At 53.5% G+C, this 20,765-nt stretch carries 25 protein-coding genes and 1 pseudogene; 6 read left to right on the forward strand and 20 right to left on the reverse strand.

All coding sequences use genetic code 11. From position 1 onward, the window contains the following. Nucleotides 1-81: 81 nt before the first annotated feature. From R7Q39_RS28605 to R7Q39_RS28645, 9 genes and pseudogenes are all read right to left on the reverse strand, one after another. A complete protein-coding gene (locus R7Q39_RS28605; RefSeq protein ID WP_001749984.1) occupies nt 82-927 on the reverse strand; it encodes an ANT(3'')-Ia family aminoglycoside nucleotidyltransferase AadA16 in 846 nt (281 codons plus the stop codon). A 180-nt stretch (nt 928-1,107) separates the two neighbouring features. Further along, nucleotides 1,108-1,581: a trimethoprim-resistant dihydrofolate reductase DfrA27 gene (gene dfrA27, locus R7Q39_RS28610; RefSeq protein WP_001749985.1), complete on the reverse strand. Its 474-nt coding sequence runs from the start codon at nt 1,579-1,581 to the stop codon at nt 1,108-1,110. A 132-nt stretch (nt 1,582-1,713) separates the two neighbouring features. Next, nucleotides 1,714-2,166 carry an NAD(+)--rifampin ADP-ribosyltransferase Arr-2 gene (locus R7Q39_RS28615; RefSeq protein ID WP_000237816.1) on the reverse strand — a complete coding sequence of 151 codons (453 nt, stop codon included), beginning with the start codon at nt 2,164-2,166 and terminating at the stop codon, nt 1,714-1,716. 84 nt (nt 2,167-2,250) lie between these two features. Beyond that, entirely contained in the window at nt 2,251-2,784 is a 534-nt protein-coding gene (aadB, locus tag R7Q39_RS28620) for an aminoglycoside nucleotidyltransferase ANT(2'')-Ia (protein WP_000381802.1), read from the reverse strand. 144 nt (nt 2,785-2,928) lie between these two features. After that, the gene (gene blaVEB / locus R7Q39_RS28625) at nt 2,929-3,828 is read right to left on the reverse strand and encodes a VEB family extended-spectrum class A beta-lactamase (protein ID WP_318077171.1); all 900 of its coding nucleotides are present in this window, start codon (nt 3,826-3,828) and stop codon (nt 2,929-2,931) included. Nucleotides 3,829-3,911: 83 nt separating this feature from the next. Then, a complete protein-coding gene (locus R7Q39_RS28630) occupies nt 3,912-4,475 on the reverse strand; it encodes an AacA4 family aminoglycoside N(6')-acetyltransferase (protein ID WP_112928758.1) in 564 nt (187 codons plus the stop codon). A 145-nt stretch (nt 4,476-4,620) separates the two neighbouring features. Beyond that, the gene (locus tag R7Q39_RS28635) at nt 4,621-5,643 is read right to left on the reverse strand and encodes a DNA-primase RepB domain-containing protein (RefSeq protein ID WP_318057402.1); all 1,023 of its coding nucleotides are present in this window, start codon (nt 5,641-5,643) and stop codon (nt 4,621-4,623) included. Then, nucleotides 5,574-5,984, reverse strand: coding sequence for an IncQ-type mobilization protein MobB (locus tag R7Q39_RS28640; RefSeq protein WP_011117300.1), 411 nt, complete (start codon nt 5,982-5,984; stop codon nt 5,574-5,576). The genes R7Q39_RS28635 and R7Q39_RS28640 overlap by 70 nt, the downstream gene beginning before the upstream one ends. 106 nt (nt 5,985-6,090) lie before the next feature. Beyond that, nucleotides 6,091-6,732: pseudogene (locus tag R7Q39_RS28645) on the reverse strand (MobA/MobL family protein); the annotation flags it as partial. A 182-nt stretch (nt 6,733-6,914) separates the two neighbouring features. Here R7Q39_RS28645 and R7Q39_RS28650 point away from each other — a divergent pair. After that, entirely contained in the window at nt 6,915-7,175 is a 261-nt protein-coding gene (locus R7Q39_RS28650) for a mobilization protein (RefSeq protein ID WP_169573164.1), read from the forward strand. A gap of 604 nt (nt 7,176-7,779) precedes the next feature. Here R7Q39_RS28650 and repC read toward each other — a convergent pair. The 6 genes from repC to blaVEB (R7Q39_RS28680) form a co-directional block, all read right to left on the reverse strand. Beyond that, entirely contained in the window at nt 7,780-8,625 is an 846-nt protein-coding gene (gene repC / locus R7Q39_RS28655; RefSeq protein WP_112928757.1) for a replication protein C, IncQ-type, read from the reverse strand. Next, nucleotides 8,612-9,451 carry a helicase RepA family protein gene (locus R7Q39_RS28660; protein WP_169573183.1) on the reverse strand — a complete coding sequence of 280 codons (840 nt, stop codon included), beginning with the start codon at nt 9,449-9,451 and terminating at the stop codon, nt 8,612-8,614. Before R7Q39_RS28660 ends, repC begins: the two co-directional genes overlap by 14 nt. Before the next feature lie 30 nt (nt 9,452-9,481). Then, the gene (gene urfF / locus R7Q39_RS28665) at nt 9,482-9,688 is read right to left on the reverse strand and encodes a plasmid repression protein F (RefSeq protein ID WP_112928753.1); all 207 of its coding nucleotides are present in this window, start codon (nt 9,686-9,688) and stop codon (nt 9,482-9,484) included. 56 nt (nt 9,689-9,744) lie between these two features. After that, nucleotides 9,745-10,020, reverse strand: a complete 276-nt coding sequence (locus tag R7Q39_RS28670; RefSeq protein ID WP_223847821.1) for a hypothetical protein — start codon at nt 10,018-10,020, stop codon at nt 9,745-9,747. A 61-nt stretch (nt 10,021-10,081) separates the two neighbouring features. Next, the gene (gene aadB / locus R7Q39_RS28675) at nt 10,082-10,615 is read right to left on the reverse strand and encodes an aminoglycoside nucleotidyltransferase ANT(2'')-Ia (RefSeq protein ID WP_000381802.1); all 534 of its coding nucleotides are present in this window, start codon (nt 10,613-10,615) and stop codon (nt 10,082-10,084) included. A gap of 144 nt (nt 10,616-10,759) precedes the next feature. Beyond that, on the reverse strand, nt 10,760-11,659 hold the full coding sequence (gene blaVEB / locus R7Q39_RS28680) for a VEB family extended-spectrum class A beta-lactamase (protein ID WP_318077171.1): 900 nt from the start codon (nt 11,657-11,659) through the stop codon (nt 10,760-10,762). Nucleotides 11,660-11,830: 171 nt separating this feature from the next. Here blaVEB (R7Q39_RS28680) and intI1 point away from each other — a divergent pair, with 171 nt between their 5' ends. The 3 genes from intI1 to R7Q39_RS28695 all read left to right on the forward strand — a co-directional run bounded on the left by intI1 (nt 11,831) and on the right by R7Q39_RS28695 (nt 16,673). Continuing rightward, nucleotides 11,831-12,844, forward strand: a complete 1,014-nt coding sequence (intI1, locus tag R7Q39_RS28685) for a class 1 integron integrase IntI1 (RefSeq protein ID WP_000845039.1) — start codon at nt 11,831-11,833, stop codon at nt 12,842-12,844. A 296-nt stretch (nt 12,845-13,140) separates the two neighbouring features. After that, a complete protein-coding gene (locus R7Q39_RS28690; protein WP_001162012.1) occupies nt 13,141-13,698 on the forward strand; it encodes a recombinase family protein in 558 nt (185 codons plus the stop codon). Nucleotides 13,699-13,700: 2 nt separating this feature from the next. After that, nucleotides 13,701-16,673, forward strand: a complete 2,973-nt coding sequence (locus R7Q39_RS28695; protein WP_001138073.1) for a Tn3 family transposase — start codon at nt 13,701-13,703, stop codon at nt 16,671-16,673. On the opposite strand, the gene R7Q39_RS28700 is transcribed toward R7Q39_RS28695, so the two are convergent. Genes R7Q39_RS28700 through R7Q39_RS28710 form a run of 3 tightly spaced genes read right to left on the reverse strand, consistent with a single transcriptional unit; the run spans nt 16,642 to nt 17,460 of the window. After that, the gene (locus R7Q39_RS28700; protein ID WP_026000361.1) at nt 16,642-16,845 is read right to left on the reverse strand and encodes a hypothetical protein; all 204 of its coding nucleotides are present in this window, start codon (nt 16,843-16,845) and stop codon (nt 16,642-16,644) included. The genes R7Q39_RS28695 and R7Q39_RS28700 overlap by 32 nt on opposite strands. After that, nucleotides 16,842-17,183 (reverse strand): hypothetical protein, encoded by a 342-nt coding sequence (locus tag R7Q39_RS28705; RefSeq protein ID WP_017190634.1) that lies wholly within the window; start codon nt 17,181-17,183, stop codon nt 16,842-16,844. The genes R7Q39_RS28700 and R7Q39_RS28705 overlap by 4 nt, the downstream gene beginning before the upstream one ends. Continuing rightward, nucleotides 17,176-17,460, reverse strand: coding sequence for a hypothetical protein (locus R7Q39_RS28710; RefSeq protein WP_053411072.1), 285 nt, complete (start codon nt 17,458-17,460; stop codon nt 17,176-17,178). The genes R7Q39_RS28705 and R7Q39_RS28710 overlap by 8 nt, the downstream gene beginning before the upstream one ends. Nucleotides 17,461-17,708: 248 nt before the next feature. Between R7Q39_RS28710 and R7Q39_RS28715 the strand changes: the two genes are divergently transcribed. Beyond that, nucleotides 17,709-19,025 (forward strand): tyrosine-type recombinase/integrase, encoded by a 1,317-nt coding sequence (locus R7Q39_RS28715; protein ID WP_202801023.1) that lies wholly within the window; start codon nt 17,709-17,711, stop codon nt 19,023-19,025. A gap of 91 nt (nt 19,026-19,116) precedes the next feature. Then, on the forward strand, nt 19,117-19,530 hold the full coding sequence (locus tag R7Q39_RS28720; RefSeq protein ID WP_017190631.1) for an H-NS family nucleoid-associated regulatory protein: 414 nt from the start codon (nt 19,117-19,119) through the stop codon (nt 19,528-19,530). Between the two features lie 59 nt (nt 19,531-19,589). Here the strand turns inward: R7Q39_RS28720 and R7Q39_RS28725 are convergent, their stop codons facing one another. Both R7Q39_RS28725 and R7Q39_RS28730 read right to left on the reverse strand, forming a co-directional pair. Continuing rightward, nucleotides 19,590-20,408, reverse strand: coding sequence for a hypothetical protein (locus tag R7Q39_RS28725; RefSeq protein ID WP_017190630.1), 819 nt, complete (start codon nt 20,406-20,408; stop codon nt 19,590-19,592). A 99-nt stretch (nt 20,409-20,507) separates the two neighbouring features. Then, a complete protein-coding gene (locus tag R7Q39_RS28730) occupies nt 20,508-20,735 on the reverse strand; it encodes a hypothetical protein (protein ID WP_026000358.1) in 228 nt (75 codons plus the stop codon). Nucleotides 20,736-20,765: the final 30 nt, after the last annotated feature.

Raw genomic sequence — 20,765 nt, forward strand, 5'->3', positions numbered from 1 at the left:
ACGCTTAAAAATAATAAAAGCAGACTTGACCTGATAGTTTGGCTGTGAGCAATTATGTGCTTAGTGCATCTAACGCCTGAATTAAGCTGCGCCGCGAAGCGGCGTCGGCTTGAATGAACTGTTAGACATCATTGGCGTGGAGCCGAGCAGACTGGCGGCTTCGTGCTTCACAAAGTAAATGAACGCAGTCAACTGATCAGCGCGTGAGGCCAAGCAATCCATCCCTTGTCCAAGGTAAGCCTGCTGGGCTTCAAGCAGCACGGGCTGATGTTGGACGGGCAGGCGTTCCATTACCCAGTTGGCAGCTACATCCTTCGGCGCGATCTTGCCGGTTGCTGCGCTGTACCAAATGCGAGACAAAGTAAGCACTACATTCCGCTCGTCGCCTGCCCAATCCGGTTGTGAGTTCCATAGTTTCAAGGTGTCGGCCAGTGCTTTGAATAGATCGCTTTCCGGGACTGAGTTGAAGAAATCTTCCGCGGCCGAACCTGCCAAGGCAAGGCTGTGTTGCCTTGCTTTAGTTAGCAGAATAGCCAGATCAACATCGGTTGTCGCGGGCTCGAAGATGCCCGCAAGAATGTCCTTGCGCTGCCACTCCCCGAATTGCAGTTCCCGTCTGGCTGGATAACGCCAAGGAACAACATCGCCGTACACGACGATGGTAACTTCCAAGGCACGGAGAGCTTCACTTTGGCCGGGAGAAGCGGAAACTTCCAGGAAATCTACGAACAGAGCCTGCCGCACAGTCTCATCGAGCTGTGCAGTCACAGTAACCAGCAAATCAATATCACTGCATGGCTTCAGGCCACCGTCGAGTGCAGAGCCGTACAAATGCACGGCCAGCAACGTCGATCCCAGATGATGCTCGATGACGTTGAGTGCCTGTGATAGCTGTACCGAAATCTCGGCGGGCACTGCGTTGCTCATGATGTCTAACTCCCAATTTGTGTAGGGCTTATTATGCACGCTTAAAAATAATAAAAGCAGACTTGACCTGATAGTTTGGCTGTGAGCAATTATGTGCTTAGTGCATCTAACGCCGCTAAGCAGCGGCACATTTTGCGTTTTGAGCGCAGCGAAGCAAAATGTGTCCGATGGCTTGGATGGTTAACCCCTTTGCCAGATTTGATAGCGATAATTTATATTTGAATGAAATTCCTGCTCGAACACCACATTGAACTCTTTGGGGATTTCCGGAAAGAAAACATTGCCCTCTGGCTCGGAATCTATTGTCGAGATATGTAGCGTGTCGGCATGGGCGATCAGACTCTTGTAGATCTCTCCACCACCAGAAACAACAACATGGTTCGTAAGAGTCTTTAGCTCCCTCATTGCTGCTTCTATAGATGGAAACACAACCACATCATCGTTAGTAGCTACCGATCCTGAGCGGCTGACAACTGCATACTTTCTATTTGGGAGAGCCCCCATTGCCTCAAATGTTTTACGGCCGACTAAGAGCCATTGATTGTAAGTTATTGCTTTAAAAAGCAGCTGCTCACCTTTAGCGTTCCACGGGATATCCGAGCCGCAGCCAATAACCCCATTTCTTGCTTTTGCAGCCATTAGTGATATTTTCACGATACTCCTTTGGGTTAACGCCGCCATAAACGGCGACAGGGTGGCGCGCCTATTGCGCATAAAATGGCGAAGCCATGCGCAACAGGCGCGGAATCTCTGGCGTCCGGTTTGATGGCTTTGTTATGCAAAGGACTAGTCTTCAATGACGTGTAAACCACGGCGCTTTAAGTCCTCCAACGAATCCAACATTCCCCTTATTAATTCAACAGGATGCCCCTCCCAGTCTTCAACAACGCCAACAATTCTCAAGGGTTCGCAGGTTCTATAGGACTGTGTTGGATTACCGGGAAATTTTTTGTTCGTAAGATTCGGATCGTCTTCGAACGGTCCTGTTGGCTCAACTATGTATATGTAGCCGCGACCCTCGAGGCCAGACAGTGACATAGCAAGTTCAGCTCCCCAAACTGCTGGCTCCATCAAGGCTGAAAAGTAGATGTGCTTAAGAATACGACCGTCCTCGAAATGAGAGATGAACCCTGTGGTTAGCAAGTCACCAATCGCCAAATTGGCTTTGGTTCCATGATAGAACGGTCCTTGCACCTGCTTGTAATTATCATGAGAGATGGGAATCCAATCTTTTACCATTTTAAGACCCTTAATTGTTGGGATTTGGCTGCATAACACCTGAGTTAAGCCGCGCCGCGAAGCGGCGTCGGCTTGGACGAATTGTTAGGCCGCATATCGCGACCTGAAAGCGGCACGCAAGACCTCAACCTTTTCCGCCCCGAGTGAGGTGCATGCGAGCCTGTAGGACTCTATGTGCTTTGTAGGCCAGTCCACTGGTGGTACTTCATCGGCATAGTAAAAGTAATCCCAGATGATCGCCTCCCAGCTGTTACAACGGACTGGCCGCCCGGCGATGACGCCCTCAGCCGCCTCTGGGCACGAGCCCTGCGGAGCCTCCGCGATTTCATACGCTTCGTCTGCCCACCAAGCAGGTTCGCAGTCAAGTAACTCATCCCCGATCTCCGCTAAGAATCCATAGTCCAACTCCTCCATGACGCGCCCGCCGAGCATTTCAACTATTGCCTCGAGCTCGCCGCGCCTCTCGCCGGGAAACGTCAGATCAATATCATCGTGCTTGCGTGTTACACGCCCTAGCCGTGCATCGATCGCCCAGCCCCCACCGATCCAGAGCGGCAGATTTCGCTCATCTGCCGCAGCTAGAATTTTGTGTATCAATGTGACCTGCGTTGTGTCCATGCGGCCTAACGGTTTGGGCTATGGGCAGTGGCGGTTTGCGTGAGCCTTTCCTGTCAAACCGAGAAAACGCTCGGGCGGGCTACCGACTTTGCAAATTGCACTTCAACCCGCCATTGCCTATGAGCCAGTGTTAGCGGTAGTTTTTTATTTATTCAAATAGTAATTCCACGTTATTTTTGCAATGTCTGAAATAATCTTTTCATTAATTTCCGAAGTTTCTTTGGACTCTGCAACAAATACGCTTATAAAAATTAATTGTCCATTCGGTAAAGTAATTACCCCAACATCATTAGTGGCTGCTGCAATTCCATTATTTATTCCGGAAGTCCCTGTTTTATGAGCAACAATTGTATTCTTTGGTAATTGTCCTTTTAATCGGTTACTTCCTGTTGTTGTTTCTCTCATAATTTTCCAAATAAAATCATAACTTTTTTTAGAAAGTAATTGGTTCTTATTATTATAAGTATCTATTAACAGTTTGTTCATCGCTGTTGGGGTTGCCCAATTTTGATATTGGGTATTCCAATCCTTGTGCATTTGTTCTTCGTTTGCTTTGATTGAAATATCAGTGAAATGATTAGCATTCAAGAATTTTTGAACAGAATCAGTTCCTCCGATTAATTTTAGCAAAATATCACAACCAATATTGTCGCTCTCTGATACTGTATAATTTAGTATTTGTTCAATCGTCAAAGTTGTTCCATTAGGGAATTCCTCTTTAATCGGACTCCACATTTTAGGCAAAAGGTCTTGAGGGGTAATCTCTATTTTTTGTTCAAAAGAAAGATTCCCTTTATCTATCTCAGACAAAACGGCTAAAGCAATCGGAAATTTCATAACGCTTTGCATCGGGAAATGGAAGTCGTTATTAATCTTCAAAGTATCCTTCTCATTGCTGTTGAATATTGCTACTCCTATTCTGGCATTTTTTGCCTTTAAAACATTCTCAATTTTCAAAGTTAAGTTGTCAGTTTGAGCATTTGAATACGCAATTGTAAAAAATAAACTTAACAATACTAATAATATCCTTTTTACGATTTTCATATGTCTGTACTCCTATCTGGTTAAATTACCGCTAACACCTGAATTAAGCCGCGCCGCGAAGCGGCGTCGGCTTGAATGAGTTGTTAGGCAACACCGCGCTTTCTCTCGAAGGCTTGTCGTGTTTGAACCATGTAAACCGCCGGCCCGTCAGGCGTGGTGATGATCTTCTCCCGCACGAATCCTGCCTTCTCATAGCAGCGTATGGCTCGATGGTTGTTCGGAGTCGGGTCGGTCTGAATCTTCGTCACGGTGGGGTCCGAGAACAGTAGTTCAACGAGAGCGCGGACAAGCCTTGTTCCTAGGCCTTTGTTCAACTGTGTCGGGTCAGCCAGAGACTGGTCTATTCCTCGCACTCCTGGATCAGTTTCATCTTCCCACCAGCCATCACCGCTTCCGAGCGCGACGTACGACTGAGCATAGCCGATCGGTTCCTCGCCCAGCATTGCGATGTACGGTGTTACGGACTCTTCCGCCATCGCTCTGGGCAGGTAGTGTTCCAGCACTTCATCAAGAGTCGGTCGCTCTTCGTCACCACCCCACCACTCAACGATGTGCGGCCGGTTGAGCCAATCATGGAGCATCGGCAGGTCGCGCTCGGTCATGAGGCGAAGAGTTATGGGGGGGGTGCTCGCGGCCTTGCGGCCCATGGCTCGCTGCTGTTCGGCAAAGCGGGCCTGTCGTATAGCGTTAGGGGTGGCCAGCAGGTTGCCGGTACGCTTGTCGTGTTGGTCTTTCATCTCAAACCCTCCATTAGAGCTAACAGTATACCACCAGTTAGCGCTAACGCAAGCATTACATACTTAAATCTGGCCCCCGACTGCGCTGCTTCTGGGTCTGCTTCGCCAGCTCGGCGCGGGCCTCCTGCACCTGCGGCAGCTCCATCACTTTCTGTACCGTGCGCTTGATGTAATCGGCCTCATGGCCTGCCTTGCGCTCCATGATCGCGGGGCTGGCCTCGGCCATGGCCTTGGCGATCTCGTCCGGCTCCCGGCCCTTGCTGGCCAGCTTCATAGCCGCAATGAAGTCGCACTTGCTGAGGTCGTCACCGAAGCGTTTGACCAACCCGGCCATTTCGCTGCGGTAGTCGTCCACGGCGCTGCGGCGATACCGGCGCACACTCCGCGGGGCGGTGATCTCGGCCAGTCGTGCCGTCCGTTCCTGTTGGCGCTTAATGCTGTCCAGCACCTGCCCGGCCTGCTGCATCAGCTCCGGCCCTGCGGTGGCGGTCTTGCCCTTGGATTCACGCAGCAGCACCCACGGCTGATAACCGGTGCGGGTGGTGTGCTTGTCCTTGCGGTTGGTGAAGCCCGCCAAGCGACCATAGTGGCGGCTGTCGGCGCTGGCCGGGTCGGCGTCGTACTCGCGGGCCAGCTTCCGGGCGATTACGCCCCTGTGACCTGCTGGGGCGTCCTGAGCCACTTTTACCCATGCCTGATAGTTCTTGGGGCTGGTCTCCACGATCAGCGCCGGCTCCCGGCCCTCGGCTTTCATGTCATCCAAGTCGAACTCACTGAGATCGTCCACCAGCACCAAACCATGCCGCTCCTGCTCGGCGGGCCTGATATACACGTCATTGCCCTGGGCATTCATCCGCTTGAGCCATGGCGTGTTCTGGAGCACTTCGGCGGCTGACCATTCCCGGTTCATCATCTTGCCGCTGGCGGCATCCCGTATGCCGATGTCGTACCGGTCGCAGCCCATGGCCTTGAGCTGCCGGGCGATGGCTTGCGCGGTGCGGTCACCCTTTACTTGAGCTTGAAAACCAGCCATATACCCCCCTGTTGTTCGATGATTTGCGGCTCCAGCCAAAGCCATGATGCGATCAGCAGCGCCAGAATAGGCGTCACGGAAGCGATCAAGACCCCGGCCCACAACTTCCATGTCCAGCCACGGGCGGCGCTCCGGGCGCTCTGCGCGGCGCTGCTCACCTCGGCGGCTACCTCCCGCAACTCCTTGGCCAGCTCCACCCATGCCGCCCCTGTCTGGCGTTGGGCTTTCAGCCACTCCGCTGCCTGCGCCTCGCTGGCCTGCTGAGTCTGGCTCATGACCTGCCGGGCCTCGTCGGCCAGTGTCGCCATGCTCTGGGCCAGCGGTTCGATCTGCTCCGCTAACTCGTTGATGCCTCTGGACTTCTTCACTCTGTCTATCGCGCTCATGCTCGATAACCTCCCGGTATTCTTGTAAGTCGATGATCTGGCCGTTGGCCGTGTCGATGGCTAGGGCGGTGTCGGCCCGCTCGGTGCGGATGCCCCGGCCCTCCATCTCCACCACGTTGGGGCCAAGATGGATGCCCGGCAGGCGCTCGATGCCCTGCGCCTCAAGTGTTCTATGGTCAATGCGGGCGTCGTGACCAGCCCGCTCTAATGCCCGGTTGGCATGGTCGGCCCATGCCTCGCGGGTCTGCTCAAGCCATCCCTTGGGCTTCAGGCTCTCGGACTTCTGCGCCCCGCCCCGCTCTGGCTGTTTGGCGTTGTACCGCTTGAACCACTGGTCAGCCGGGCGCTCGATACCGTCGTTCTTCCGCTCAGAGATCATCAAGTGGCAATGGGGGTTCTCACCTTTACCGGCATGAATGGCCAGCGTATACGGCAGGCGCTCGCCCTCGGTCAGATGCCGGGCGAATTCGTCCACCAGCTCCCGCTGCTGATCTAGGGTCAGTTCGACCGGCAGGGCAAACTCAACCTCTTTGAACAGCCGCCCATTGGCGCGTTCATACAGGTCGGCAGCATCCCAGTAGTCGGCGGGGCGCTCGGCCCACTCGGGCAGGTGGCCGGACTGAGTGTGCAGCACCTCGTCACGGTCGCGGGAGTAACGGCCCTCCCGCTGGATGTAATCGGCTTTCGCCTTGGCCGACTGGCCGCCGTTCCGGCTGCCGGTCTTGGCCGTAAGGTGATAGATGGCCATAGGGGTTTAGCTCCATGCAATGGCCCTCGGAGAGCGCACAGCCCCAAAGGGGTGCCCGCAGGGCAGTTTCTCGAAGAGAAACCGGTAAGTGCGCCCTCCCGTTAGAATGACGGTCGGGGTTTGCGGTGTCTGTGCTCCGATGATAGCATGATGGCAAGCACATAACCAAGGGGAATGTCAACATGGCAAAAGCAGCGGAACGGCTCGCCAAGCTGGAAGAGCAACGGGCACGGATCAACGCCAAGATCCAGCGGGTCAGGGCACGGGAGCAGCAGCAAAAGCGCAAGGAGGACACCCGGCGCAAGGTGCTGGTAGGCGCGTGGATACTCGGCAAAGTCGAAAGCGGCGAGTGGCCAGAACAGCGCTTGCTCGATGGGCTGGACAGCTACCTAGAGCGCGACCATGACCGGGCGCTGTTCGGACTGCCACCCAAGCAGGAATAGCAGCCACAGGAGCATGGCCAGCCGGAGCCGCAAGAGGGGCAAGGGTGAGCTTCTACCGGCTGACACCTGCCGAGATCGAAGCCCTGCAGCAAGAGATGCGAGAGGCGGGCGCGACCATCAAGGCGGAGATAGCCAAGCGCAAGGTGGCCAGCATGGCCCCTGCGGGGCTTCACACGCGCCCCCGCCCTGCGGGCAGGGGTAAAGGCCGCTAAAGCGGCTAAAGGCGTCTGCGGCTTCCTGTGGCGTCTGTGCATGGGGTTTGGGTTTGCGGGCCTTGGCCCGCCTTTTCCCTACCGCGGAGCGGTGGGGGCGGTGTGTAGCCTAGCGCAGCGGATAGATCAGTTATCCGGCCTCTGGCCGGGCATTTTGGGCAAGGGCAAACAGCGCCCCACTAGGGCGCTGTTAACCGCGCCTAGTGGATTATTCTTAGATAATCATGGATGGATTTTTTCAGCACCCCGCCAGCCCCCGCCCCTGCTAGGTTTGCAGGTTTGGGGGCGTGACAGTTAACGGGGGGGTTCGTGACAGTTAACGGGGGGGGGCGTGACAGTTAACGGGGGGGGCGTGACAGTTAACGGGGGGGGCGTGACAGTTATTGCAGGGGTCAGCCTGCCGCCTTGGGCCGTGCGATGTCGTACTTACCCGCCGCATACTCGTTCACCGTCCAGCCCAGCGCGATCAGCTCCGGCAGCGCCTCGCGCACCCGCTGGCGTCTCTTGCGCATGGCGGCCCCACTGGCCTCTGACGGCCAGACGTAGCCGCACAGGGTATCTATGGCCGCCTTGCCGGTCTTGCCGGGGTCGATCCAGCCACACAGCCGCTGGTGCAGCAGGCGGGCGGTTTCGCTGTCCAGCGCCCGCACCTCGTCCATGCTGATGCGCACATGCTGGCCGCCACCCATGACGGCCTGCGCGATCAAGGGGTTCAGGGCCACATACAGGCGCCCGTCTGCCTCGTCGCTGGCGTACTCGGCAAGCAGCCGGAAGCCCTGCCGCTTGCGGCCATTCTGGGCGATGATGGACACCTTCCAAAGCCGTTCAATGCAGTCCCTGATGGGCTTTGAGTCCTCGATATTGGCATAGCCTATTTCACGAGCCAGCGCCCGATAGCTACCCTTGACCACCATGGCGTCAGCGGTAACGGCTTCCCATTTGGGTTCCAGGAACAGCCGGAGCTGCTGCCCGCCGGGGGTCTCCGGTTCTGGCTCTAGCACCAGACCACTAGGCCCGGCCATGGCCACCAGCCCCTGCAGGATGCGCAAATCATCAGCGCCCAGCGGCTCCGGGCCGCTGAACTCGATCCGCTTGCCGTCGCCGTAGTCATACGTCACGTCCAGCTTGCCGCGCTTGCGCTCGCCCCGCTTGAGGGCACGGAACAGGCCGGGGGCCAGACAGTGCGCCGGGTCGTGCCGGACGTGGCTGAGGCTGTGTTTGTTCTTAGGCTTTGCCACGAGGCACCCCCTTGCTCTTGTGCTGCTTTTCCAGCACGGCGGGCTTGAGTACCCCGCCGTCATGCCGCCTGAACCAGCGGTCTTTGAACGGTGCCCCATAGTTGGCCTTGCTGACTCCAAAGCGGACGAAATAGGGCCGCTGCGTGTCGTCTACGCCCCATTCCTCGGCCTCACCGGTGGTCATGCCGGACAGGTACGATTGCCAGCGGATGTTATCCACCAGCACGGACGATCCCCGGCTGGCCTGCTGCTGGTCGCCTGCGCCCATCATGGCCGCGCCCTTGCTGGCATGGTGCAGGAACACGATAGAGCACCCGGTATCGGCGGCGATGGCCTCCATGCGGCCAATCACTTGCGCCATGGGGCCGCTGGCGTTCTCTTCCTCGATGTGGAACCGGCGCAAGGTATCCAGCACCATCAAGCGGCGTCCCTCAGCGGCTCGCTTGAGGCCGTCGAACCACTCCGGGGCCATGATGTTGGGTAGGCTGCCGATCAGCGGCTGGATTAGCAGACCGTCAGCCACGGCTTGCCGTTGCTCGTCGGTCAGGCGTTCCCCCAATGCGTGCAGGCGGTGATGTATGGCGGTGGGCGGGTCTTCGGCGGGCAGGTAGATCACCGGGCCGGTGCGCAACTCGCCCACGTCCAGCAGGTCGGGGCCGCCTGCGATCTGTGCGGCCAGTTGCAGGGCCAGCATGGACTTGCCGGCCCCACCGGGGGACACCAGCGCCCCCACGGTGCCGGCCACCATGTTGGGCAGTACGTAGTCAATCGGTGGCGGTAGCTCTGTGAAGCTCGCCAGAATGTCGATAGGCTTATGGGTAGCCATTGATTTGCCTCCTGTGTAGGCGGTTGGTGGTTAGGCGCTGGCGGGGTCACTACCCCCGCCCTGCGCCGCCCTGAGTTCTTCCAGATACAGCCGCAGCGCCTCGGCCTCTGCGTCTGTGGCCCATATCTTCCGGGCCTTGCGGCCCATGGCTCGCTGCTGCTCGGCAAAGCGGGCCTGTCGTATAGCGTTGGGGGTGGCCAGCAGGTTGCCGGTACGCTTGTCGTGTTGGTCTTTCATATTTCCTCCGCATTAGAGCTAACACCATAACAGGCATTAGCTCTAATGCAAGTGTTTTATCCTAATGTCGGCCCTCGGTACTGCTGTTTCTCGGCCTGCTTCGCCAGCTCGGCGCGGGCCTCCTGCACCTGCGGCAGCTCCATCACCTTCTGCACCGTACGCTTGATGTAATCGGCCTCATGGCCCGTCTTGCGCTCCATGATGGCGGGGCTGGCCTCGGCCATGGCCTTGCCGATCTCGTCCGGCTCCCGGCCCTTGCTGGCCAGCTTCATGGCCGCGATAAAGTCGCACTTGCTGAGGTCGTCACCGTACCGCTTGACCAGCCCGGCCATTTCGCTGCGGTAACACCTGAGTTAAGCCGCGCCGCGAAGCGGCGTCGGCTTGGACGAATTGTTAGGCCGCATATCGCGACCTGAAAGCGGCACGCAAGACCTCAACCTTTTCCGCCCCGAGTGAGGTGCATGCGAGCCTGTAGGACTCTATGTGCTTTGTAGGCCAGTCCACTGGTGGTACTTCATCGGCATAGTAAAAGTAATCCCAGATGATCGCCTCCCAGCTGTTACAACGGACTGGCCGCCCGGCGATGACGCCCTCAGCCGCCTCTGGGCACGAGCCCTGCGGAGCCTCCGCGATTTCATACGCTTCGTCTGCCCACCAAGCAGGTTCGCAGTCAAGTAACTCATCCCCGATCTCCGCTAAGAATCCATAGTCCAACTCCTCCATGACGCGCCCGCCGAGCATTTCAACTATTGCCTCGAGCTCGCCGCGCCTCTCGCCGGGAAACGTCAGATCAATATCATCGTGCTTGCGTGTTACACGCCCTAGCCGTGCATCGATCGCCCAGCCCCCACCGATCCAGAGCGGCAGATTTCGCTCATCTGCCGCAGCTAGAATTTTGTGTATCAATGTGACCTGCGTTGTGTCCATGCGGCCTAACGGTTTGGGCTATGGGCAGTGGCGGTTTGCGTGAGCCTTTCCTGTCAAACCGAGAAAACGCTCGGGCGGGCTACCGACTTTGCAAATTGCACTTCAACCCGCCATTGCCTATGAGCCAGTGTTAGCGGTAGTTTTTTATTTATTCAAATAGTAATTCCACGTTATTTTTGCAATGTCTGAAATAATCTTTTCATTAATTTCCGAAGTTTCTTTGGACTCTGCAACAAATACGCTTATAAAAATTAATTGTCCATTCGGTAAAGTAATTACCCCAACATCATTAGTGGCTGCTGCAATTCCATTATTTATTCCGGAAGTCCCTGTTTTATGAGCAACAATTGTATTCTTTGGTAATTGTCCTTTTAATCGGTTACTTCCTGTTGTTGTTTCTCTCATAATTTTCCAAATAAAATCATAACTTTTTTTAGAAAGTAATTGGTTCTTATTATTATAAGTATCTATTAACAGTTTGTTCATCGCTGTTGGGGTTGCCCAATTTTGATATTGGGTATTCCAATCCTTGTGCATTTGTTCTTCGTTTGCTTTGATTGAAATATCAGTGAAATGATTAGCATTCAAGAATTTTTGAACAGAATCAGTTCCTCCGATTAATTTTAGCAAAATATCACAACCAATATTGTCGCTCTCTGATACTGTATAATTTAGTATTTGTTCAATCGTCAAAGTTGTTCCATTAGGGAATTCCTCTTTAATCGGACTCCACATTTTAGGCAAAAGGTCTTGAGGGGTAATCTCTATTTTTTGTTCAAAAGAAAGATTCCCTTTATCTATCTCAGACAAAACGGCTAAAGCAATCGGAAATTTCATAACGCTTTGCATCGGGAAATGGAAGTCGTTATTAATCTTCAAAGTATCCTTCTCATTGCTGTTGAATATTGCTACTCCTATTCTGGCATTTTTTGCCTTTAAAACATTCTCAATTTTCAAAGTTAAGTTGTCAGTTTGAGCATTTGAATACGCAATTGTAAAAAATAAACTTAACAATACTAATAATATCCTTTTTACGATTTTCATATGTCTGTACTCCTATCTGGTTAAATTACCGCTAACTTTGTTTTAGGGCGACTGCCCTGCTGCGTAACATCGTTGCTGCTCCATAACATCAAACATCGACCCACGGCGTAACGCGCTTGCTGCTTGGATGCCCGAGGCATAGACTGTACAAAAAAACAGTCATAACAAGCCATGAAAACCGCCACTGCGCCGTTACCACCGCTGCGTTCGGTCAAGGTTCTGGACCAGTTGCGTGAGCGCATACGCTACTTGCATTACAGCTTACCAACCGAACAGGCTTATGTCCACTGGGTTCGTGCCTTCATCCGTTTCCACGGTGTGCGTCACCCGGCAACCTTGGGCAGCAGCGAAGTCGAGGCATTTCTGTCCTGGCTGGCGAACGAGCGCAAGGTTTCGGTCTCCACGCATCGTCAGGCATTGGCGGCCTTGCTGTTCTTCTACGGCAAGGTGCTGTGCACGGATCTGCCCTGGCTTCAGGAGATCGGAAGACCTCGGCCGTCGCGGCGCTTGCCGGTGGTGCTGACCCCGGATGAAGTGGTTCGCATCCTCGGTTTTCTGGAAGGCGAGCATCGTTTGTTCGCCCAGCTTCTGTATGGAACGGGCATGCGGATCAGTGAGGGTTTGCAACTGCGGGTCAAGGATCTGGATTTCGATCACGGCACGATCATCGTGCGGGAGGGCAAGGGCTCCAAGGATCGGGCCTTGATGTTACCCGAGAGCTTGGCACCCAGCCTGCGCGAGCAGCTGTCGCGTGCACGGGCATGGTGGCTGAAGGACCAGGCCGAGGGCCGCAGCGGCGTTGCGCTTCCCGACGCCCTTGAGCGGAAGTATCCGCGCGCCGGGCATTCCTGGCCGTGGTTCTGGGTTTTTGCGCAGCACACGCATTCGACCGATCCACGGAGCGGTGTCGTGCGTCGCCATCACATGTATGACCAGACCTTTCAGCGCGCCTTCAAACGTGCCGTAGAACAAGCAGGCATCACGAAGCCCGCCACACCGCACACCCTCCGCCACTCGTTCGCGACGGCCTTGCTCCGCAGCGGTTACGACATTCGAACCGTGCAGGATCTGCTCGGCCATTCCGACGTCTCTACGACGATGATTTACACGCATGTGCTGAAAGTTGGCGGTGCCGGAGTGCGCTCACCGCTTGATGCGCTGCCGCCCCTCACTAGTGAGAGGTAGGGCAGCGCAAGTCAATCCTGGCGGATTCACTACCCCTGCGCGAAGGCCATCGGTGCCGCATCGAACGGCCGGTTGCGGAAAGTCCTCCCTGCGTCCGCTGATGGCCGGCAGCAGCCCGTCGTTGCCTGATGGATCCAACCCCTCCGCTGCTATAGTGCAGTCGGCTTCTGACGTTCAGTGCAGCCGTCTTCTGAAAACGACAAACGATGTCAGAATAGAGTTAAATTTCCTATTGATTGACATATTCCGTCAAAGGTAATAGATTTCATCCTGACACTTTTGCCTTTGGAGGCATCTTGCAAGGTCAACGCATCGGCTATGTCCGCGTCAGCAGCTTCGACCAGAACCCGGAACGGCAATTGGAGGGTGTTCAGGTGGCGCGGGTGTTCACCGACAAGGCTTCTGGCAAGGACACCCAGCGTCCCGAGCTGGAAAGGCTGCTGGCCTTCGTCCGCGAGGGCGACACCGTGGTGGTGCATAGCATGGACAGGCTGGCACGCAACCTTGATGACCTGCGCCGCATCGTCCAAGGGCTGACACAACGGGGCGTGCGCATGGAGTTCGTCAAAGAAGGGCTGAAGTTCACCGGCGAGGACTCACCGATGGCCAATCTGATGCTGTCGGTCATGGGAGCCTTCGCTGAGTTCGAGCGCGCCCTGATCCGCGAACGTCAGCGCGAGGGAATCGTGCTGGCCAAGCAGCGCGGTGCCTACCGGGGACGAAAGAAATCGCTGAACAGCGAACAAATTGCCGAGTTGAAACGGCGAGTTGCGGCAGGCGACCAAAAAACCTTGGTGGCCCGTGACTTCGGCATCAGCCGCGAAACCTTGTACCAGTACCTGCGGGAAGACTGACCATGCCACGCCGCTCAATCCTGTCCGCCACCGAGCGCGAAAGCCTGCTGGCACTGCCAGATGCCAAAGACGAACTGATACGGCACTACACGTTCAACGAAACCGACCTGTCGGTGATCCGTCAGCGTCGCGGCGCCGCGAATCGATTGGGCTTCGCTGTGCAGCTTTGCTACTTGCGATTCCCTGGCACCTTTTTGGGCGTCGATGAGCCTCCGTTTCCGCCCCTGTTGCGCATGGTGGCCGCGCAACTCAAGATGCCAGTGGAAAGTTGGAGCGAGTACGGCCAGCGCGAACAGACACGGCGGGAGCACTTGGTCGAGCTGCAAACGGTTTTTGGGTTCAAGCCCTTCACCATGAGCCACTATCGGCAAGCCGTGCATACATTGACCGAGCTGGCCTTGCAGACCGACAAAGGCATCGTGCTGGCGAGCGCACTTGTCGAGAATCTGCGGCGGCAGAGCATTATCCTGCCCGCCATGAATGCCATCGAGCGCGCAAGCGCCGAGGCCATCACCCGTGCCAACCGACGCATTTACGCGGCGCTGACCGATTCTTTGTTATCACCCCACCGTCAGCGCCTGGACGAACTTCTCAAGCGCAAGGACGGCAGTAAAGTGACGTGGCTGGCATGGCTGCGCCAGTCGCCTGCCAAACCGAACTCTCGCCACATGCTCGAACATATTGAGCGCCTGAAATCCTGGCAAGCACTTGATCTGCCCGCAGGCATCGAGCGGCAGGTTCACCAGAACCGCCTGCTCAAAATCGCTCGTGAAGGTGGCCAGATGACGCCTGCTGATCTGGCAAAGTTCGAGGTGCAACGACGCTATGCCACGCTGGTAGCGCTGGCCATCGAAGGCATGGCCACCGTCACCGATGAAATCATCGACCTTCACGATCGCATCATCGGCAAGCTGTTCAACGCGGCCAAGAACAAGCATCAGCAGCAGTTCCAGGCTTCCGGCAAGGCGATCAACGACAAGGTGCGGATGTATGGGCGCATCGGTCAAGCGTTGATTGAGGCCAAGCAAAGCGGCAGCGATCCGTTCGCCGCCATCGAGGCCGTTATGCCCTGGGACACCTTCGCCGCCAGCGTCACCGAAGCGCAAACATTGGCGCGGCCTGCCGACTTTGATTTCCTGCACCACATCGGTGAAAGCTATGCCACGCTACGCCGCTACGCGCCGCAGTTCCTGGGCGTGCTCAAATTGCGGGCTGCGCCCGCCGCCAAGGGTGTGCTCGATGCCATCGACATGCTGCGCGGCATGAACAGCGACAGCGCGCGCAAGGTGCCCGCCGATGCGCCAACCGCATTCATCAAGCCGCGCTGGGCAAAGCTGGTTCTGACCGACGACGGCATCGACCGGCGTTACTACGAGTTATGCGCCCTGTCGGAGCTGAAGAACGCGCTGCGCTCCGGTGATGTCTGGGTGCAGGGTTCTCGCCAGTTCAAGGACTTCGACGAATACCTGGTGCCGGTCGAGAAGTTCGCCACTTTGAAGCTGGCCAGCGAATTGCCGCTGGCAGTGGCCACCGACTGCGACCAATACCTGCATGACCGGTTGGAATTGTTGGAGGCGCAACTCGCCACAGTCAACCGCATGGCTGCGGCCAACGACTTACCGGATGCCATCATCACCACCGCGTCAGGCCTGAAGATCACGCCGCTGGACGCGGCAGTACCAGACGCCGCGCAAGCCATGATCGACCAGACAGCTATGCTGCTGCCGCACCTCAAAATCACCGAGTTGCTGATGGAGGTCGATGAATGGACGGGCTTCACCCGCCACTTCACACACCTGAAGACCAGCGACACGGCCAAGGACAAAACCTTGCTGTTGACGACGATCCTGGCCGACGCGATCAACCTGGGTCTGACCAAAATGGCCGAGTCCTGCCCTGGCACCACCTACGCCAAGCTGTCTTGGCTGCAAGCCTGGCACATCCGCGATGAAACCTATTCGACGGCGCTGGCCGAGCTGGTGAATGCGCAGTTTCGGCAACCCTTCGCCGGCAACTGGGGTGACGGCACCACGTCATCGTCGGACGGCCAGAACTTCAGAACCGGCAGCAAAGCAGAAAGCACTGGTCATATCAACCCGAAGTATGGAAGCAGTCCAGGACGGACTTTCTACACCCATATCTCCGACCAGTACGCGCCCTTCAGTGCCAAGGTGGTCAACGTGGGCATTCGTGATTCAACTTACGTGCTTGATGGCCTGCTGTACCACGAGTCGGACTTGCGCATCGAGGAACACTACACCGACACGGCAGGCTTCACCGATCACGTGTTTGGCTTGATGCATTTGCTGGGATTTCGCTTCGCGCCGCGTATCCGTGACTTGGGCGAAACCAAGCTATTCATCCCCAAGGGCGATGCCGCCTATGACGCGCTCAAGCCGATGATTAGCAGCGACAGGCTGAACATCAAGCAAATACGCGCCCATTGGGATGAAATTCTGCGGCTGGCCACCTCCATCAAGCAAGGCACGGTAACGGCTTCGCTGATGCTGCGCAAACTCGGCAGCTACCCGCGCCAGAACGGCTTGGCCGTGGCGTTGCGCGAGCTGGGGCGCATCGAGCGCACGCTGTTCATTTTGGATTGGCTGCAAAGCGTGGAGCTGCGCCGCCGCGTCCATGCGGGGCTGAATAAGGGCGAGGCGCGCAACGCGCTGGCCAGGGCGGTCTTCTTCTACCGATTGGGTGAAATCCGCGACCGCAGTTTTGAGCAGCAGCGCTACCGGGCCAGCGGCCTCAATCTGGTGACGGCGGCCATCGTGTTGTGGAACACGGTATATCTGGAGCGTGCCACCAGTGCTTTGCGTGGCAACGGCACGGCGCTGGACGACACATTGTTGCAATATCTGTCGCCGCTGGGGTGGGAGCACATCAACCTGACCGGCGATTACCTATGGCGCAGCAGCGCCAAGGTCGGTGCGGGGAAGTTTAGGCCATTGCGACCGCTGCCACCGGCTTAGCGTGCTTTATTTTCCGTTTTCTGAGACGACCCCAATGATTCCCTTTTAGAAGGCGAAGAGCTTCTATCTCTACTCCAGCGCGCTCAATCTTGCACATGTATTTACCATCCGTAGTCGGCAGTGATTCGCCTACAGATACCCATTGGCCAAAAGATTTTTTGTATGGTGTCATTCGTCTTCCCCGTTTTGCTCGAAGTAACCATGTAGATCCAGAACTTCGAAGGTATTGTCTATCGCTCGTATTTGCGAAATAGCAAAGTCTCGGGCTTCACTCTCACTCTTAAAGAACAGTGGCTCTTGATAGGGCGCGATATGCGGTCTTGAGATACCATTGCAATAATCAAAATCGGTACCGAAGTCGACCTCAACAAACCAACGCTTATCTGCAGTGCCGATCACCATTAATCCAGAATCGGGATAAATGCCGGTTGCCCACGTGACCATGCTATCGAGATGTTCATGATAGTTTGTGTCATACATTTGGTGAGTATTGACCGTGTTCTTAAACATTAAACTGTCCAAAGCCGCGAGGTAATCTGCAGCTACATGGCTGCTTACTAAGATACATCACCCAGCAGGTGCGCCAGTTTCCTCTTGGATTTGGGGAGGTATCGAGCAAACCTCTTTCTATATCTGATAGGTGTACACGGACTGAATTAGTAGACGTATTACCCATTAAGCCAGTAATTCGATTTGCTGTTACTCGTGCTTTTGCTTCTTGTTTACCATCTGACAAATCGAAATCTTTCGGGTTATCTTGCTGATGAATTTCAATGATCGCAGTCATCTAACTGTCCTTAGAGTCCAAAAGTGAGTATTTGTTATTCAAAAACAAGCACTTTCAAACAATGTTCGTTTCATAAATCAATTTCTTGGCGCATAATACAATAAATGTCTTACATGTTTAATATGTGGCGTTAAATTGATGTATAAAACTATCAACATTTACTGTTTACAACGAGACTCAGGTTTGCAGCATGAGAAATACAAAGAGTGGTAAAATGGTTATGTGCGAAATAACAGGTGAATAATACGTTGAATATAAGACATTCGATTCCACTGCCTCCTGCGATGCCATTGTTTGGCTCAGCTGAGGAATTGGATAACCCTAGCCCATACATTAACGAGTTCGTTGCACATTTGACGATTAACCTTGTCGAAGATGCCGGCGAGTTATATGAGCATGCTATTGCTTGGCTATCAGAGCAAAAAGAAGCATACAATAACTTCAAAGCCTACCGCGCCGAGATTAATACGTTTCTTCATTGGTGCTGGTCTGTTCAAGGTATGTCTGTATCGATGGTGAATCGCGCCAGAATGCGCGAATACATTGAATGGTGTGAGAACCCGCCAGAAGAACTGATCGGCACCTACAACGCGGCACAGTTCGTATTTAACAAGGGTATTGGCGAGAATGTGCCTAATTTCAAATGGCGACTGTTCCGAAAATCAAAACCTAAGTCATCAAATGCCGATATAAACGAAGTTAAATACAAACTCTCTGCTAATGCAGCACATCAAAAACTGAGCATATTGAGCTTATTCTTTCAGTATTTGAATGCCGAAGAGTACTGTGATGCAAATCCTGCAGCGATAGTCTTAAAGTTTGGGAAGTACAAATCAAAATCTCAATCTACTGCAGCCGGTGAAGATGATGACGAAATGAAGTTCTTCTCTGATTTGCAGTGGTCATATGTAATGGATACCGTCGAAGAGATGGCCCAAGAAGACCCTCAAACTCACGAAAGAACACTATTCCTGGTGAGGCTGCTTTACGGAACCTACTGCCGTATTTCAGAGATCGGGGCTCGCCCCGGCTATGCGCCAGTCATGTCCCAGTTCAGGCGTGACAAAAAAACCGGTTATCTGGGCTTCTACATCCCTAAGTCTAAGGGCGGTAAGCGACGCACAGTAGCCGTGTCGGATGAACTCAAAGAGGCACTAATCCGTTACAGGACATTCCGTAAACTCCCGGAGATGCCAAGTCCCACGGATGATGAACCATTGTTTGTTCGTCACAGAGCAGCTTCACATGGCCGCGAAGAAGGCGTGTTGAATGCAAACTTGGGGATTCGACAAATACGCGAAATAATTCAAGAAGTTCTCGATAAAACTGCTGCGCGATTTGAAAAAGATGGTTTGATGGAAGACGCTGCAGAGATAAGAGTTCTAACTGTCCATAGCATTCGTCACACTGGTATCTCACATGACATTGCTAATGGCCGACCTTTGCAACACGTTCAAGCGGATGCTGGACACGAAAGTATTGATGTAACGTCACGTTACTTACACACAACAAGAGCTGAGCGACATCATAGTGCTAAGACTAAGAAGTTGAATCCTCTTGAATAAAACTGGTAATACTACTGCTGATGCATTCCCGATCAGTCCGATTAAACATGAACACTGATGCCTACCCTATTGGCTTAAACTAGAGGTTACAATGACAGAACTTACTAAAGTGCTACTAAATATCCGTTCCCTTCGTGCTTACGCTCGTGAAGAAATGACGTTGGAACAATTGGAGGACGCGCTTAATAAGCTGACTACTGTAGTAGAAGAACGCAGAGAAGCAGAAGAATTGGAGCGCGCAGCGCAAAAAGAACAAGAAGAGAAAATGAGTGCCATCGCTAAGCAAATTGAAGAGCAAGGCCTAGATGTAGAACAGCTGATCTCTGCATTAACAGGCGCGACTAAAGCGAAAGCGAAAGGTACCCGCCAACCTCGACCAGCAAAGTATAAATACACTGATGAAGCTGGTGTAGAGAAGACGTGGACTGGCCAAGGCCGTACTCCTTCCATCATTCAATCAGCGATCGATAGCGGTGATAAAAAGCTAGAAGATTTTGCAATTTAATCTTCTTAATATTCGGTGGATGAAAAAGGGAGCAAATGTGCTCCCTTTTTTAATAAGTCTTACAGGTAAATAAACGGAGAAGCTTCATATTGATTGTGTACCTTCAAATCGTTACTAGTACTCGCCATCAATTTTTCATAAGCAATCGCTTCATCTGATGAAACATCTCGGAGATAATCCTCCTTGTTTCGTTCCCACATTTGATTAATCTTTTCGTGTACCCATTCTCCACTAGGTATATCGGAAATGTATTCATGCATATGAAAATTCGGATCAGATCTATCCATTTCATTCCACCATTTTTCTGTCTGTTCATAATCCATTAAACCCTGCAAATGCTCGATGCCGTCGCCATAGGAAACTGACCACCGTTCATTCTCTAGCTTGGAACAAACATACAAAAACTCTATTAACTCACGCGAGTTAGAAATAGACAGGTAAGTCTCAGGATGTTTTTGAAACTCATTGAGCAAGTCATTATCAGAGAGGTCAGCTAATTCTCGGTACAATTCATGGCGTTTCTTAGCTTCAATTGTGCTTTTATGAGCATACCGGTTGCAAAACCAACCAATCACCAAAGCCTCAAGTTTTGTGTCAAAAATAACAACACCTGAAACTTCGGCAGAAGAGTCAGATAAATCATTTTTTGATGGCAACGTCAACCTAACAGGTAAGATCTTTTCTTTAGCAATTGCTAACTTGGCAAAAATTTCGATAGGGAACTTGGCAATAAATTGATAACGCCCTGAAAGGGCGCCTTCATAAATATCGTAAAAATCAACAACAGCCAAGTTAGACAGGACGGACTTAGTTAGCTTCTTACCATCTACCTTAAGTGTGTTTACCGTTACGGTGGTATTTGAAGTTTGAAAATTCAAGTGTTCACCAATGGTCGATTTAGGATTCAGATCAAATATAACAACACAAGGATTAGCTGTATAACTTAAACATCAAATTAGATGACAATATGGCGCTTTTTACTCACATACAAGACCATTGAACATATAAATGCCTTTTTCTCTTGTCACCCTAATAACATCGATTAGGAGTTCGTATTCAATTTCAGTAGCTTTGGTTAGATAACGGTAGAGGTCTAAATCTTCATCACCTTTACTTGATAGGTGAGCGATCAAGTCAGCTACCAAGCCCAGTTTATTGCTTTCGATTTCGTGTCGTAGTGCATTAATCAGGTCTTCATTTTTCATGCGAATCATTACTCATTAAATCGATATTGT

Source organism: Vibrio sp. 947 (genome assembly GCF_033339115.1).
Taxonomy (GTDB): domain Bacteria; phylum Pseudomonadota; class Gammaproteobacteria; order Enterobacterales; family Vibrionaceae; genus Vibrio; species Vibrio alginolyticus.